The organism is Carboxylicivirga litoralis, assembly GCF_025499605.1.
Classification (GTDB): Bacteria; Bacteroidota; Bacteroidia; order Bacteroidales; family Marinilabiliaceae; genus Carboxylicivirga; species Carboxylicivirga litoralis.
The window spans coordinates 52,347-66,262 of the sequence record NZ_JAFMVC010000016.1; the positions used below are offsets into that span (position 1 = coordinate 52,347).

Sequence of the window (13,916 nt, forward strand, 5' to 3'; positions counted from 1 at the left end):
TGTTAATGGATATTAACTCTTTAAGGTTAATGACGGGAATTAAGTAAAGCTTTGCTTGAATTGAAGGGCTAACAGAATGGTAAAAAAAATGAGCAAATATTTTTATATGAGTGGTAATAACTTATATTTGTTCTCCGTAAAATTAAAAGGTTAAATTTCACTAGGGAGAGTATGAAACAATTATCAACAGTGTTGAATGGCGTATTATTAGTTGCTGTTAATATATTATTTTTATCAAGTTGTACTAACACAGGAAATCAACAAGCCAGTGTAGCAAACAATGCTCAGGCCGATGCGGTTTTCCCTGTTGCATACATTAATACCGATTCGCTATTATTAAATTACACTTTTGCTAAAGAAGTTAATGAGCAGTTGATGGGGCAGGAAGAAGCTTCAAGAGCTGACTTCAACGAAAAAGCGAAGGTTTTCCAACAGGATGCTGTTGAGTTTCAGCGTAAAGTTCAGAACAATGGTTTTTTAAGCATGGAGCGTGCTCAAAAAGAGCAGCAACGTTTAGCTAAAGCAGAGCAGGATTTAGCACAGTTAAACCAGCAGTTGACCAATGCTTTAATGCAAGAACAAGACAAGTTAAACCGTCAGTTGCGCGATACTTTAATGAACTTTTTGGATGAGTATGCAAAAGCACATCCTTATAAGATTATTTTAAGCAACACGCTTGGAGATAATGTGTTGTATGCTGCTGAAGGAGTAGATATTACAGCTGAAGTTACAGAGGCGTTAAATGCCCGTCATGCAGCTTCAAAATAATAAAGAATAAACGCATTAAAAGAGGGCAGAGGTCAACAGACTTCTGCCTTTTTTAGTTTCTATGGATAAGTTATTTACAAAATATTTTAAGAAGCATCCACAGCATCATTCTTTATATAAAGAGAGTGACATAAAGGTGGTGGTACCTGTTTATCTTGAAGAAGATGACTTATTTGATATGCTAAAAAGCCTGAAAGAAGCCAGTCGGCAAACAAGTGATACGATAGAAGTTATTTTGGTTTTTAATTATGCCGAAACGGCTACTGAAGACATCATTAAAAGGCAAATGGCCCTTTGGGAATTAACAGAACAACGACTTGCTGTGCTGCAAACCCCTAATTTTGAAATAACGCTCCTTAAAGACTTTAATGTTGCCCGAAAACATGCTGGTGTTGGTCATGCGCGTAAGGCTGGGATGGACTATGCGGCCTTTTCATTTTCTAAAGTGAATAATATAAAGGGTATCATCACATCGATAGATGCTGATTGTGTTGTTGAAGAGAACTATTTTTCGGCCATCACTTCTTATTTTAAACGCGATAATGTTGAAGGTTGTAATATTTATTTTGAGCATCCCTTAGAAGGTGAATTCTCAGATGCCATTTATACAGCTATCGCAGAATATGAATTGCATTTACGGTATTATGCTCAGGCTTTGCGATTTGCTAATTTCCCCTTTGCTTTTCACACGGTAGGTTCGTGTTTTGCAGTGAGTGCTGAAGCGTATTTAAAAGCAGGAGGTATGCCTCGCAAACAAGCCGGTGAGGATTTTTATTTCCTCCAAAAGGTGATTCCGGGTGGAAAGTTTGTAGAAATTAATGAAACGACCGTCAAGCCATCGTCACGGCCATCGGATAGAGTACCATTTGGTACAGGGCCGTCGATAAATGCTTTGGTTAGCGACGGCGGTGAATACCAGACCTACAATCTGCAGGCATTTGTCGATTTAAGAGCCTTTTTTGAAGTTAAAGACCAGCTGTATTGTGTCACTGAATCTGAAATAGAAGATTTTACGCATCAACTGAGTGGACGGATGAGAAGTTACCTGGTGAACTCTGACTTTTTTATTGCGCTAAAACCCATCAAAGATAATTGCAGCTCATTAGAGGTCTTTAAACGCCGTTTTTTTGAAGTTTTTAATGCTTTTCGTGTTGTTAAGTATCTCAACTATGTACATGCTCATTTCCTTGAAAAAACACCCGTTTTTGATGCATCTGTTCACTTGTATGAATTACAATACAATGAGACGCTTGATGTTTTTGAAACCAAAGAGCTCTTAGATATTTACCGTAAGCTTGAAAAAGCCTGATAGAATCTTTTATCTCTTAATACGACGAAAGCTGGCGTAGGTATCTAAAATGGCAGTCAGCACAAGGAAGATAACCCAGTATCTACGATAGGTAATCATAGCCCAGGTTGCAGGTAACAGCATTAATGAACTATAAAGTAAGATAGTGTGCACACGCTTGTTCATTGGTTTTCCAAATAGCATGTTGTAAAGTCGGATGCCAATCATAATAAGCGAACCACCCCCAAAAACATAGGCACCATATTCTAATTCGCTCATGTGCATCAAAACACCAATAAACACCATCGCCATGCCAATGTAATAAGTAATACTTAGTACTTTATATATATTCATTTCTTAGTTATTAGTCAGTAGAAAGTAGTTAGTAGTTTGGGGTTTCCTGTTTTGAGTTTTCTGTTAAGAGTTACTCACATTATCAATCGTACATTAAACATCTCACATCCCCTATTCTTCTTCGACCACAAAGATCACTTCGTCTTTCTTTTTCATCAGGTATTCTTCGCGGGCAAACTTTTCTAAATTATCGAGGTTACTTTGCAATTCCTCCATCTTGCGGTTGTTTTGCTCAATCTCGTCAATGTAATGTTGTTTTTGCTTTTCGAGCTGTGAAATCCGTTTTGCTAAACGATAGCGATCGATAAGGCTGTTTTGGTCAAAAACCGTTATCCACACAATGAAAGCTAGTGTTGCCAAAAAGAACTTATTGCTAATAAGTGGTTTAATGTATTTTTTGAAGCTGGTAAGACTCATTTTACCTTGTTGTTTCTGCAAATGTAATGATTTAAGCAACATCAAATAAAGCTTGATCGTGATTTATTCAATAGAGTGGGCAATAAAGAACTGCCTGTCAGCCTATAATATTGTGCCAGCAGGCTAGTGTTGCTTATTTTAAATCAATCCACACCTTGGTTTTAGTGCGGTTCTTTTTAAGTATTTGTGTTTTTATCTGCACCTTTTGAAAGTCAATTTTTGATGAACTTAAGGTTGATGCATCAAAGAAGAGGAATTGGGAGGTTTTCCCTGTAAAAAGCTCCGGGTAGTATTGTTTCAATTCTGTTGAGTTTAATGTTTGCTCCAGCTCTTCTGGCGAGCCGGTTCCAAGCAGCCATGTGTTGCGACGCGTATTAAGGTAAAGTGGTTTTTTACTCTCTATTTTCTTGGGTTGAAAGGCATAGACGTGATCCGATACTTTGCGAATAAGTTCCAAATCGTATTGTAATATATTTAGCAATGCATCACTTTTTTGCTTGTTTGGCATTGTAATGGCGGCTTTAAAGTCGGGCATGTCTTGCCCATTAAAGCAGCTGTCGGTTATGGCTACAAAACCATTTCCCAGATTCTTTGCCACTTCATCATCAAAAGCCAGCAGTGCTAGGCGGGCTATCGCGCGCTCTTCGCGGTTAAATTCTTTATAATCAAGATAGTTGACCAGGTTGTTTTTGAACGAAGCCAGGTTAGCATTGTAAATGTATAGCGCTTTAGCGTTGGCTGGCAGGTATTGGGCCGTATGCTTGTCGATTGGCAGATTGATAGGCACTTGCGACGTTTTATTAACTGCTATGCTACTTGCGGCAATGTGATGCTCATCGGACGTTAGCTTAACCCATACTTCTTCATAATGCTGCATAATACCCGTACTGAGTGTTGAATGCTCATAAAGCTCCGGGATTTCGTTGCCAAGCACATTATAAACATGATAGGGTATTGCACCAGCATATACAGGATTCAGATAAAGGAGTGCCCCACAATCATCCGTATCTTCATTAAATACTTTACTAAAATCAACTTCGTGTTTAACGGGCCGGTTGCTGCCATTTATTTCTGCTTCAAGAAGTGTTCTAAAACTCAAGGCGGAGTTAACTGAATCCAGTCTGTCCAGTGAATCCAGCTTAAAAGCCATATTGTCATAACCCATGTTGTTCTCATAATAGTCGGCCGAATGTAATAATTCTATCAGACGATTGTATTCTTTTTTTAGCTCACCGTCAATGGGTTCAACCTGGGCGTATATCTTAAGTTCAAAATGCTCCTTGTTAAGCCAGAAGATGCCCTTGCGGTATTTGCCACCATTAATAATGGCATAAGTCGGATTTAATTCTTCAATGGTCAGATTGTTCTTTTTTAAAATTTCATCGACCTGATTTAGTGGGAATTGTTTAATGCCTTTGAACTTCATTGTATAATGGTTGAACGGCCCATTTTTATGTCCGTAGAGGCATATCTCCCTGGAGGATTGGATGAGTTCATTTTTAATATTATACGCAAATTCACTTAATATTTCTGAGAATAATTCTGACGAAAACTTGTCTTTGTTAAAGTAAGTCAAGAACATCAGGCTGTCTTTTGAGACGTTCTCATACAGCTTATTAGTGTCTGATTGTGCCCGCAGAGGCACAGCGCAGCTGCTCGCTAATAGCATGCACGTCAGTAGTTTTAATGTGTTTTGTTTAAGATTCATAATTTATTTTTGGTATTAGAGAAAAATCGGAATATGTGGTGATGAATGCTTGAAAGCATTAACTAAATGCGATTGAGTAATCGATAATTATTTATCGAAATCAGTAAATTTCATTCTTTTATGATAATAATAAGGCGCCGGCAAAACTATCACTTTTTATTATAAAACAACCGCAAAAGAAGGTTGGTATTTATAACTTTTATATTCACAAGGCCTCAGGGGAGAATGTTTGATGAACTGTGTTTATAAGGTTAAGTTTGATTTGAACTGCTTTTTTGATACTTGATGTCCGAAAATGTATCACTCATACACTATTCTTATTCGTTTTGATTGTATGCTAGTATGTTTGTATGGTACTAACAACTTAACCAATGAAGAGAATTATTTTAGCGAAAGGCCATGAGAAACATCGGGCATTTATCGAAAATATGGAAGAGAGCTTTCAAAAGGATGGGGAGTGGATTCGTGATTCGCGCAATCAGATAAAACGAATTGAGAATGCTGGAACAGACCTATGTATTAAATCATTCCGTCGAGTAACGCCTTTTAATCGACTGATGTACTCTTTTATTCGCAAGTCAAAGGCACAGCGTTCTTTTGAAATTGCGGAATCTTTGCTAGAAAAAAATATCAATACACCCGAACCAATTGCATATGTAGAAATTTATAACCGCTGGCATGTCCTTACACATGCTTACTATATCAGCAAATTCGAAGATGTGGAGTTCCGTTTGGCAGAGGTGTTGGAAAACGATGTGGAAGATAAACAGCTAATCGTGCGTGGTTTTGTTAATTTTATGACCAATGGTTTGCATTCACAGGGTATTTATCACAAAGATTTTAATGGAACTAACGTGTTGATAAAAAAGGTTGGTGATAGGCATTTTGAATATAGTTTGGTTGATTTAAATCGTATTAAACTTGGCAAGCCAATTCAATATCATAAAGGCTTGCGGAATATGCAACAGGTTAGCTCTAACCCAATTTATCTGGCTGAACTGGCCCGATACTACGCCAATTACAAAAACAAAGATGAGCATGAAACCATTTATGAGCTATTGTTTGTGAGGTATATATCCAGCACTCGCCGACGCTATACCAAACAGTTTTTACACGCTCTCAAAACTATTCTCTAATTATACAACAAATGTAAGTGCTTAATTACAAATGTTACAAGAATCAAAAGTGATTCAAAAAAAGGCTTCTCATCTGAGAAGCCTTTCTTATATTCTAATCCCCGATAGCTATCGGGGCTATCGTTCTGTTATTAAAGACCTATTCCGCTAAGAATGGGTATTTGAAATCGTGCGGCGGAACAAAGTTTTCCTTAATGGTACGTGGGCTAACCCAGCGCATTAAGTTAATTGCCGAACCTGCTTTATCGTTCGTGCCCGAACCGCGCGAACCACCAAATGGTTGCTGGCCAACAACGGCACCTGTTGGTTTGTCGTTGATATAGAAGTTACCAGCTGTGTCAACCAAGCGCTTAGTCGCCTGCTCAATAATGTAACGATCCTGAGCGAAGATACAGCCAGTTAATGCATACATCGAAGTTGAATCAAGGATATCCATTGCTTCTTCAAACTTGTTATCGTCGTATACGTAAATAGTCAAAACAGGGCCAAACAACTCTTCTTCCATGGTGCGATACTTAGGATTGGTTGTTTGGATAATGGTTGGCTCAATAAAATAACCTACCGACTTATCGTGTCCACCACCTATAATCACTTCTGCTTCTTTACTTTCTTTAGCTTCGTCAATAGCACCCGCTAATAAGTCGAATGAAGTCTCGTCGATAACAGCATTTACAAAGTTGCTGAAATCTTCAGGAGGCCCCATTTTCACTTCTTTCATCTGCTCTTTTACATAGCCAAATATTTCGTCCCAGCGATTAGCTGGCATATAAGCGCGCGAAGCAGCAGAACACTTTTGTCCCTGGTATTCAAAAGCACCGCGAACAATAGCGGTAGCCACACCTTTGGCATCACATGATTTGTGTGCCAAAATGTAATCTTTACCGCCAGTTTCACCAACGATACGTGGATACGTCTTATATTTTTCAATATTATCACCAATGGCTTTCCATGTGCTTTGGAATACACCTGTAGAACCGGTAAAGTGGAAACCTGCAAAATCAGGGTGAGAGAAAATTTCTTTAGCTGCCACAGGACCCGAAGCATAAACTAAGTTGATAACACCATCAGGTACACCAGCTTCTTTAAATAATTTCATCAAGAAATAAGCAGAGTAAACAGCTGTTTTCGATGGTTTCCAAACAGTAACGTTACCCATCATGGCAGGTGCTGTTTGAAGGTTACCCGCGATAGAAGTGAAGTTAAATGGCGTTAAGGCAAATACGAATCCTTCTAGCGGACGATATTCTACACGATCCCAGATACCAGGAGCTGACTCAGGCTGACCAGCATAGATTTCGGTCATGTACTGTACGTTGAAACGGAAGAAATCAGCTAACTCACAAGCTGAATCAATCTCGGCCTGGAAAGCATTCTTTGACTGACCTAACATGGTGGCGGCGTTAATTAACTGGCGATAAGGGCCAGCTAATAAATCAGCTGCTTTCAAGAAAATAGAGGCACGGTGCTCCCAACTAAGGTTAACCCATTGCTCACGTGCTTTCAAAGCAGCGTCAATAGCCATGTGTACGTGCGTTTCATCACCTTGGTGGTAATGACCTAATGTATGTGCGATTTCGTGAGGCGGATGAATTCGCTTTTTATTACCGGTTCTGATTTCTTCACCACCAATAAACATGGGGATGTCCAGCTCTTCAGAACGAAGCTTATTTAACATTTCCTTTAGCTCGGCACGTTCAGGTGTTCCTGGTGCGTAGCTTTTAATTGGCTCATTAACAGCCGGCGGCACATTAAAAATTCCTTTTGGCATAGATTTTATTTTTTTTGGTTTATTACTTAGTCAAACCTGACTTTAGTTATTGGATATTCATCCAAATCATCTGATAAAAACAAATCTATGAAATAAAAAAGCCGATGTACATGAAATATGTCAGGGTTTGAAATGAATTTGAATAATAATCACCGGGATTCGGAGTTGAAAATTTTCACGTATGGTACAGAACAAAGGTGGTGGACTTGATTCTTAGGTATTTTATAACAACTCTTAATTTGTTTTTTTTTTGTGCTAAACTGCAAATGCTTTTTCACCTTTCAAAAAAGGGTATACCAGACAAAGGAAAGGGGAGAGCAGTTTGTTTCTTGGTTTTTCTAAGCAATATGTTAAAAGTAAATTATGTGCCCTTCCACTAAGCTCCAGACATAAGCTTTTATTTTCCGCTTACGGCATACTTCAGTGAATTAGAGATGTTTACTCCTATCAATCGCTCGTAGTTGTCACTCACGCTTTGGTAATACACATAGATGATATAGTCGTTTTCGCTTTGTCCAAAATTACCTTCAAAGCGCTCCACTTCGGCTTGTTGATAGTTGTTTTCCAAAAAATGATATTGGTAATTGTAAAAGCCCTGTTTCAATAGCATGGTTAATTCGTAGGTGTGGGTGTTAAAATTATATTCCATGCGGTTGTTGTCGTTCAGCTGCCAGTCGTTTAAACCGCCAGTGACATAGATATGGCCGTCTACATATGGCGCCTGCACTGGTAATTTAAAATGAACATATACATAATCGGCTTCAATAATCGGGTCGCGATTTTCTTTTACTTCGATGTAATATTTACCATTAAAATCTTCGCGGTAGAAATAGGGTTTCCGGCTGAGTAATTTATCGGGGAATAAGGTAAAATGATAATGCGGATCAAAAAAGTTGATGGATTGCACATGCTCCGGGGCAAAGCGTGTGCTTCTGATGTCGAGCCAGCGATATTCGTTGCCACCGTCGAACAGGTTTTCGCGGTTATAAGAGTATTCCAATTCTTCGTTACGGATAAACAACGGTTTTAAGTCATCAATCTGGTTATCCCAGCGGCCATTTTGTTGTAACACCACTTTTAACTCATCGCGTGGGTTGTTAATTCTGAAGTTAGGGTGCTGAACGGTAAAATTCACCTCTTGCATCGACTCCCTGAAATTAGCGTTGGACGTGTACTTAATACGTGGAAAAATGCTCACCATCTGCTCAGTCACATAAAATGGACGCACCAAAACCGGGTTATCTTCATCGCCCAATTCAAACACTTTAATAAGGTAATTGCCCGATAGTTTTAAGCGAATATCGTCGTTGGGAAAATCCAGCGTGTAATGAATATAGTCGAAAGTGGTGTTAAACGAATACTGGTAGTCTTGTATGGCATTGGGCATAAAACCATCCACATATTCGGTTTGCATCAAATTAGATTCTTCCCAGTTCGAATTGCAATGAATAATGCTGTATTGATAATTTTTGGAATCATAGGCAAAGTCATCAAACTCCAATGTCAGTTGCTCTTGCGGATAAAGGTTAATGATAGGGTAGGACATGTTCCACCCCTTTTTATAAAGTTGAACGGTTTTAATGCTTGATGCTGTTTGTACAGGATTATTAGCAATAATTAATACCGAATAGCTGATGAATAGCATGAAAAGCACTTGAAACTTAAGCGTTTTACGAGCAATATGTGATTGTATATGTTCTTGTGAAATATCTAGATAGTTAAATTTATTAAAATAAAGCATGTCTTTTCAAGTTTTGCAAACGCAATATATATGGATTAGTGATAAATTTATGTACTTTTGCGCGTAAAAATAAAAAAACCGTTTTTCAAACATGTCAGAGGTAATAAAAATCAAAAAAGGTCTTGATATCCAACTTGCCGGCAAAGCCGACAAAGTTTTTGGACAGGCTGAATTACCCGAGCTATTTGCAGTGAAACCAACCGATTTTCATGGTGTGGTACCTAAAATGGTTGCAAAAGTTGGGGACAAGGTGAAAGCGGGTACAGTTTTATTTTTCGACAAGAATCGTCCTGAAGTAAAATTTGTGTCTCCGGTAAGTGGAGAGTTGGCTGCGGTTAACCGTGGCGAGCGCCGTAAAATCCTTGAAGTAGTCGTAAAGGCTGATGGTTCAGATGAGAAAGAGTCGTTTGAAACCGCTAAGCCAGCAGACCTATCAAAAGAACAAATTGTTGAAAAATTGCAGGCAGCAGGTTTGTGGCCGTTCATTCGCAAGCGTCCTTATGACGTGATTGCAGATGCTAATGAAACGCCCAAAGCCTTCTTCATCTCTGGTTTCGATACTGCTCCTTTAGCACCGGATATGGATTTTGTCCTTTCGGGTCAGGAGGAAGCTTTACAAGCTGGTATTGATGCGATCAGACAATTGTGCGACAATGTGCATGTAGGAGTTCAGCACGATGCTGCTTCAAAAGTTTTCAACAACTTAAATGGTGTAACAGTACACGCATTCAATGGCCCACACCCGGCTGGTAATGTTGGTATTCAAATTCACCACACCATGCCTATTAACAAAGGCGAGGTAGTTTGGGTTGCTCAGCCGCAGGAAATTGTTGCTATTGGTAAATTATTTACTGAAGGTATTTATGATGCTAACCGCATTGCAGTATTGGCCGGTAGCGAAGTGGAAAAGAAAGGGTATTACCGCACAAAAGTTGGCGCCAGCATCTCTACATTGGTGAAAAACAATGTTAAAACAGACGATAACCTACGTTATATCAGTGGTAATGTACTAACCGGAACACACATTGAAGAAGATGGTTACTTGGGTGCTTACCATTCACAAGTAACCGTTATCCCTGAAGGTGATTATTATGAGTTTATGGGATGGGCAATGCCTGGTTTCGGTAAATTCAGTCTGTCACGTTCATTCTATAGCTGGATGTGTAAAAAGAAAGAATACCGCTTAGATGCTAACATGCATGGAGGCCTGCGTTCTTTTGTTGTATCAGGTGAATACGATAAAGTATTACCAATGGATATCCTCCCTGAATTTTTATTCAGAGCTATTTTAGTTGAAGATATCGATAAGATGGAGCAATTGGGTATTTATGAATTGGCCGAAGAAGACATCGCTCTTTGTGAGTTTGCATGTACTTCAAAGCAGCCACTTCAGGCAATATTGCGTAAGGGTATTGATTTAATGATTAAAGAGTTAAGCTAGTCGGTAGTCGAAAGACAGTAGTGAGTAGTTAAATATTACTGACCACTGACTAATAACTATAAAACTATAGTACATTGAAAGCGTTAAGAAATTTATTTGATAACATCAAACCTCACGTTCAGAAGGGCGCGAAGTTTGAGAAACTTCATTCGACCTACGATGCGCTGGAAACCTTATTCTTTGTTCCGAATACAACGAACAAAAACGGGGTTCACGTGCGTGACGCGGTTGATTTGAAGCGTACCATGGCAATTGTTGTGAAGGCATTAATTCCGGCATTGCTATTTGGTATTTGGAATACAGGCTATCAGCACTTTTTATCTTTAGGTGTTGATGCATCATTCTGGGAAATGATTGGACACGGAGCCTTAAAAGTATTGCCTATCGTTATTGTATCATACGGTGTTGGTTTGGGTATTGAGTTTATGTTTGCTCAAATACGTGGCCACGAGGTGCAGGAAGGTTTTCTTGTATCGGGTATGTTAATTCCTTTGGTATTACCAGTTGATATTCCACTTTGGATGGTTGCTGTTGCAACTGCTTTTGCCGTAGTAATCGGTAAAGAGGTATTCGGTGGAACTGGTATGAACATCTGGAACCCGGCCTTGGTAGCACGTGCCTTTCTATTCTTTGCTTACCCTTCAAAAATGTCGGGTGACAAAGTGTGGGTGTCAGGTTTATCTAAAGGCGAAGGCATTGTAGATGGTTTCTCGGGAGCGACTGCTCTTGGTGATGCAGCCAGCGGTAACATGGCAAAATTTGCCGACGGTGGTGCCTTCGATATTTGGCATAGCTTTGTTGGTATGATTCCTGGCTCAATAGGTGAAACATCAACCTTGGCTATCTTAATTGGTGCCATCATCCTTATCTATACAGGTATTGGAAACTGGAAAATTATGACTTCTGTATTTGCAGGTGGTTACATTATGGGATTATTATTCAACCTGTGGGGGGCCAACGAATTAATGCAGGTAGATGCCGTTCATCACTTATTATTAGGTGGTTTTGCCTTTGGTGCTGTGTTTATGGCTACTGACCCGGTGTCGGCTACCCGTACTGAAAAAGGTAAGTGGATTTACGGATTCCTGATTGGTATGTTAGCCATCATGGTTCGTGTATTTAACCCGGCTTACCCGGAAGGTGTTATGTTGGCCATCTTATTGATGAACACATTTGCACCACTGATTGACCACTATGTGGTACAAGGAAATATCAAACGTCGTTTAAAAAGAGCTAAAGTAGCTGCCTAAATAATTAGTAAAATGGATAGACAAGGAAATACATATACGTTTCTGTACGCATCTGTTATGGTGATTGTGGTAGCGGCCATTTTGGCTTTCTTAGCACAATCGTTAAAACCTTTTCAAGATGAAAATGCGGCTGTTGCCAAAAAAATGGACATCCTGAAGTCGGTACAGATTGAGAGTACAGCAGCTGATGCTGAAGAGAAATATGAGAATTACATTGGTGAAAATGCTTTTGTCATTAACGTTAATGGAGAAAAGGTGGAAGGTGATGCCTTTACTGTTGACATGGCAAAAGAAGTTAAGAAAACCGGTTTGGATCGAGCTTACCCTATTTATATGTGTAAGTTGGATAATGGTCAAACCAAGTACATTATTCCATTGCGTGGAAAGGGACTTTGGGGCCCAATTTGGGGTTATGTGTCTTTAGACGAGGACAAGAACACCGTTTATGGTGCTACTTTTGGTCATAAAGGTGAAACGCCAGGGTTAGGGGCTGAAATTACAACTGACATGTTCCAAAAGCCTTTTACCGGCAAGCAATTATTTGACCAAAGCGGTGCTTTCTCCTCTATTGAAGTGGTGAAAAAAGGACAGTCGCAGGGCGACCTTCACAAAGTAGACGGTATCTCAGGTGGTACGATTACCAGTGTGGGTGTAGGTACTATGTTGAAAGACTGCCTGACAGGTTATGAAAAGTTTTTAAAGAACTAAAATATTGTGACGATGAGTAGTGAAAAAGAAGCATTGTTTTCAGCTAAGAATTTGAAGCTGATAACAACTCCTCTGGGAGCACAAAACCCCATTACCATACAGGTGCTGGGTATCTGTTCTGCTTTGGCGGTGACAGTTAAATTGGAGCCGGCAATTGTATTGTCCATCTCTGTAACGTTTGTAACAGTATTCTCAAACCTAATTATATCGTTGTTGCGTAATACCATTCCTTCACGTATTCGTATTATTGTGCAGTTGGTGGTTGTAGCATCGTTGGTAATTATTGTTGACCAGGTATTAAAAGCCTTTGCCTATGAGGTGAGTTTGCAGCTCTCGGTGTTTGTAGGGCTCATTATTACCAACTGTATCATCATGGGACGCCTCGAAGCTTTTGCTTTGGGTAACAAACCGTGGCCTTCAGTATTGGATGGTATTGGTAATGGAGCCGGTTATGGTTTTATTCTGATTGTAGTCGCTTTCTTCCGCGAATTGTTAGGAACAGGCTTCCTGACTTTACCAGGTATTGGCGCTATGCAGATTATACCTGATGTTTTCTATGAATGGGGATATGCCAACAACGGTTTTATGATTTTGCCTCCAATGGCTTTGGTTGTGGTAGGTATCATCATCTGGGTACAGCGTTCACGTAATAAAGATTTGATAGAATCGTAATTGTAAAAAAGAAGAAAAATGGATTATATAAATATATTTATCCGGTCAATCTTTATTGATAACATGGTATTTGCATATTTCTTCGGAATGTGTTCATACCTGGCAGTATCAAAAACCGTGAATACGTCTTTCGGTCTTGGATTGGCTGTGACTTTTGTTCTAAGTATTACCGTGCCGGTTAACTACCTGCTTAACGACTATGTATTAAGTGAAGGTGCTTTGGTATGGTTAGATAATTTATTAGGTGTTCAGGAACCGCTTTTTGCGGAGTTTGACCTGAGCTTCTTAAGCTTTATCATGTTTATTGCTGTTATCGCATCGATGGTGCAGTTGGTAGAGATGATTGTTGAGAAGTTCGCACCTGCTCTTTACTCACAACTGGGTATCTTCTTACCGCTTATTGCTGTAAACTGTGCCATCTTAGGTGGTTCATTATTTATGCAGGAGCGCGAGTATGCCAACCTTGGCGAAGCAACCGTATTTGGCGTTGGTTCGGGTATTGGTTGGTTATTGGCCATCGTTGGTATTGCTGCCATCCGCGAAAAGATTCAGTATTCAGACATACCTGCTCCATTGCGTGGCTTAGGTATTACTTTTATTGTAACCGGATTGATGGGTGTCGCATTTATGAGTTTCATGGGAATTCAGTTGTAAAAAAGTAAAAC

General features: G+C 39.4%; 13 protein-coding genes. 8 read left to right on the forward strand and 5 right to left on the reverse strand.

Annotated features, from left to right (window positions below):
- The first annotated feature begins 171 nt into the window (after positions 1 to 171).
- Together J1N10_RS14520 and J1N10_RS14525 are read left to right on the forward strand one after the other, a co-directional pair.
- Positions 172 to 768 (forward strand): OmpH/Skp family outer membrane protein, encoded by a 597-nt coding sequence (locus tag J1N10_RS14520; RefSeq protein WP_262327448.1) that lies wholly within the window; start codon positions 172 to 174, stop codon positions 766 to 768.
- Between the two features lie 61 nt (positions 769 to 829).
- On the forward strand, positions 830 to 2,077 hold the full coding sequence (locus tag J1N10_RS14525) for a glycosyltransferase family 2 protein (RefSeq protein WP_262327449.1): 1,248 nt from the start codon (positions 830 to 832) through the stop codon (positions 2,075 to 2,077).
- Positions 2,078 to 2,086: 9 nt separating this feature from the next.
- On the opposite strand, the gene J1N10_RS14530 is transcribed toward J1N10_RS14525, so the two are convergent.
- The 3 genes from J1N10_RS14530 to J1N10_RS14540 all read right to left on the reverse strand — a co-directional run bounded on the left by J1N10_RS14530 (position 2,087) and on the right by J1N10_RS14540 (position 4,535).
- Positions 2,087 to 2,410, reverse strand: a complete 324-nt coding sequence (locus J1N10_RS14530) for a hypothetical protein (protein WP_262327450.1) — start codon at positions 2,408 to 2,410, stop codon at positions 2,087 to 2,089.
- 111 nt (positions 2,411 to 2,521) lie between these two features.
- Positions 2,522 to 2,848, reverse strand: coding sequence for an FtsB family cell division protein (locus J1N10_RS14535; protein WP_262327451.1), 327 nt, complete (start codon positions 2,846 to 2,848; stop codon positions 2,522 to 2,524).
- 112 nt (positions 2,849 to 2,960) lie between these two features.
- A complete protein-coding gene (locus J1N10_RS14540; protein ID WP_262327452.1) occupies positions 2,961 to 4,535 on the reverse strand; it encodes a hypothetical protein in 1,575 nt (524 codons plus the stop codon).
- A 371-nt stretch (positions 4,536 to 4,906) separates the two neighbouring features.
- Here J1N10_RS14540 and J1N10_RS14545 point away from each other — a divergent pair, with 371 nt between their 5' ends.
- Positions 4,907 to 5,671, forward strand: a complete 765-nt coding sequence (locus J1N10_RS14545) for a lipopolysaccharide kinase InaA family protein (RefSeq protein WP_262327453.1) — start codon at positions 4,907 to 4,909, stop codon at positions 5,669 to 5,671.
- Between the two features lie 139 nt (positions 5,672 to 5,810).
- Here the strand turns inward: J1N10_RS14545 and pruA are convergent, their stop codons facing one another.
- Both pruA and J1N10_RS14555 read right to left on the reverse strand, forming a co-directional pair.
- A complete protein-coding gene (gene pruA, locus J1N10_RS14550; RefSeq protein WP_262327454.1) occupies positions 5,811 to 7,439 on the reverse strand; it encodes an L-glutamate gamma-semialdehyde dehydrogenase in 1,629 nt (542 codons plus the stop codon).
- A gap of 397 nt (positions 7,440 to 7,836) precedes the next feature.
- Positions 7,837 to 9,180, reverse strand: a complete 1,344-nt coding sequence (locus J1N10_RS14555; protein ID WP_262327455.1) for a type IX secretion system plug protein — start codon at positions 9,178 to 9,180, stop codon at positions 7,837 to 7,839.
- Positions 9,181 to 9,271: 91 nt separating this feature from the next.
- On the opposite strand from J1N10_RS14555, the gene J1N10_RS14560 reads away from it, so the two are divergent.
- The 5 genes from J1N10_RS14560 (at position 9,272) to nqrE (ending at position 13,905) form a co-directional block, all read left to right on the forward strand.
- Entirely contained in the window at positions 9,272 to 10,621 is a 1,350-nt protein-coding gene (locus tag J1N10_RS14560; protein WP_262327456.1) for a Na(+)-translocating NADH-quinone reductase subunit A, read from the forward strand.
- Positions 10,622 to 10,695: 74 nt separating this feature from the next.
- Complete coding sequence (locus J1N10_RS14565; RefSeq protein ID WP_262327457.1) at positions 10,696 to 11,871, forward strand: NADH:ubiquinone reductase (Na(+)-transporting) subunit B; 1,176 nt, start codon at positions 10,696 to 10,698, stop codon at positions 11,869 to 11,871.
- 12 nt (positions 11,872 to 11,883) lie between these two features.
- A complete protein-coding gene (nqrC, locus tag J1N10_RS14570; RefSeq protein WP_262327458.1) occupies positions 11,884 to 12,579 on the forward strand; it encodes an NADH:ubiquinone reductase (Na(+)-transporting) subunit C in 696 nt (231 codons plus the stop codon).
- Positions 12,580 to 12,591: 12 nt separating this feature from the next.
- Positions 12,592 to 13,251, forward strand: coding sequence for an NADH:ubiquinone reductase (Na(+)-transporting) subunit D (locus J1N10_RS14575; protein ID WP_262327459.1), 660 nt, complete (start codon positions 12,592 to 12,594; stop codon positions 13,249 to 13,251).
- An 18-nt stretch (positions 13,252 to 13,269) separates the two neighbouring features.
- Entirely contained in the window at positions 13,270 to 13,905 is a 636-nt protein-coding gene (gene nqrE / locus J1N10_RS14580; RefSeq protein ID WP_262327460.1) for an NADH:ubiquinone reductase (Na(+)-transporting) subunit E, read from the forward strand.
- Positions 13,906 to 13,916 lie beyond the last annotated feature (11 nt).

Coding starts and splice junctions, on each gene's coding strand:
- J1N10_RS14520 (WP_262327448.1), top strand. CDS start 172: ATGAAACAATTATCAACAGTGTTGAATGGCGTATTATTAGTTGCTGTT.
- J1N10_RS14525 (WP_262327449.1), top strand. CDS start 830: ATGGATAAGTTATTTACAAAATATTTTAAGAAGCATCCACAGCATCAT.
- J1N10_RS14530 (WP_262327450.1), bottom strand. CDS start 2,410: ATGAATATATATAAAGTACTAAGTATTACTTATTACATTGGCATGGCG.
- J1N10_RS14540 (WP_262327452.1), bottom strand. CDS start 4,535: ATGAATCTTAAACAAAACACATTAAAACTACTGACGTGCATGCTATTA.
- J1N10_RS14545 (WP_262327453.1), top strand. CDS start 4,907: ATGAAGAGAATTATTTTAGCGAAAGGCCATGAGAAACATCGGGCATTT.
- pruA (WP_262327454.1), bottom strand. CDS start 7,439: ATGCCAAAAGGAATTTTTAATGTGCCGCCGGCTGTTAATGAGCCAATT.
- J1N10_RS14555 (WP_262327455.1), bottom strand. CDS start 9,180: ATGCTTTATTTTAATAAATTTAACTATCTAGATATTTCACAAGAACAT.
- J1N10_RS14560 (WP_262327456.1), top strand. CDS start 9,272: ATGTCAGAGGTAATAAAAATCAAAAAAGGTCTTGATATCCAACTTGCC.
- nqrC (WP_262327458.1), top strand. CDS start 11,884: ATGGATAGACAAGGAAATACATATACGTTTCTGTACGCATCTGTTATG.
- J1N10_RS14575 (WP_262327459.1), top strand. CDS start 12,592: ATGAGTAGTGAAAAAGAAGCATTGTTTTCAGCTAAGAATTTGAAGCTG.
- nqrE (WP_262327460.1), top strand. CDS start 13,270: ATGGATTATATAAATATATTTATCCGGTCAATCTTTATTGATAACATG.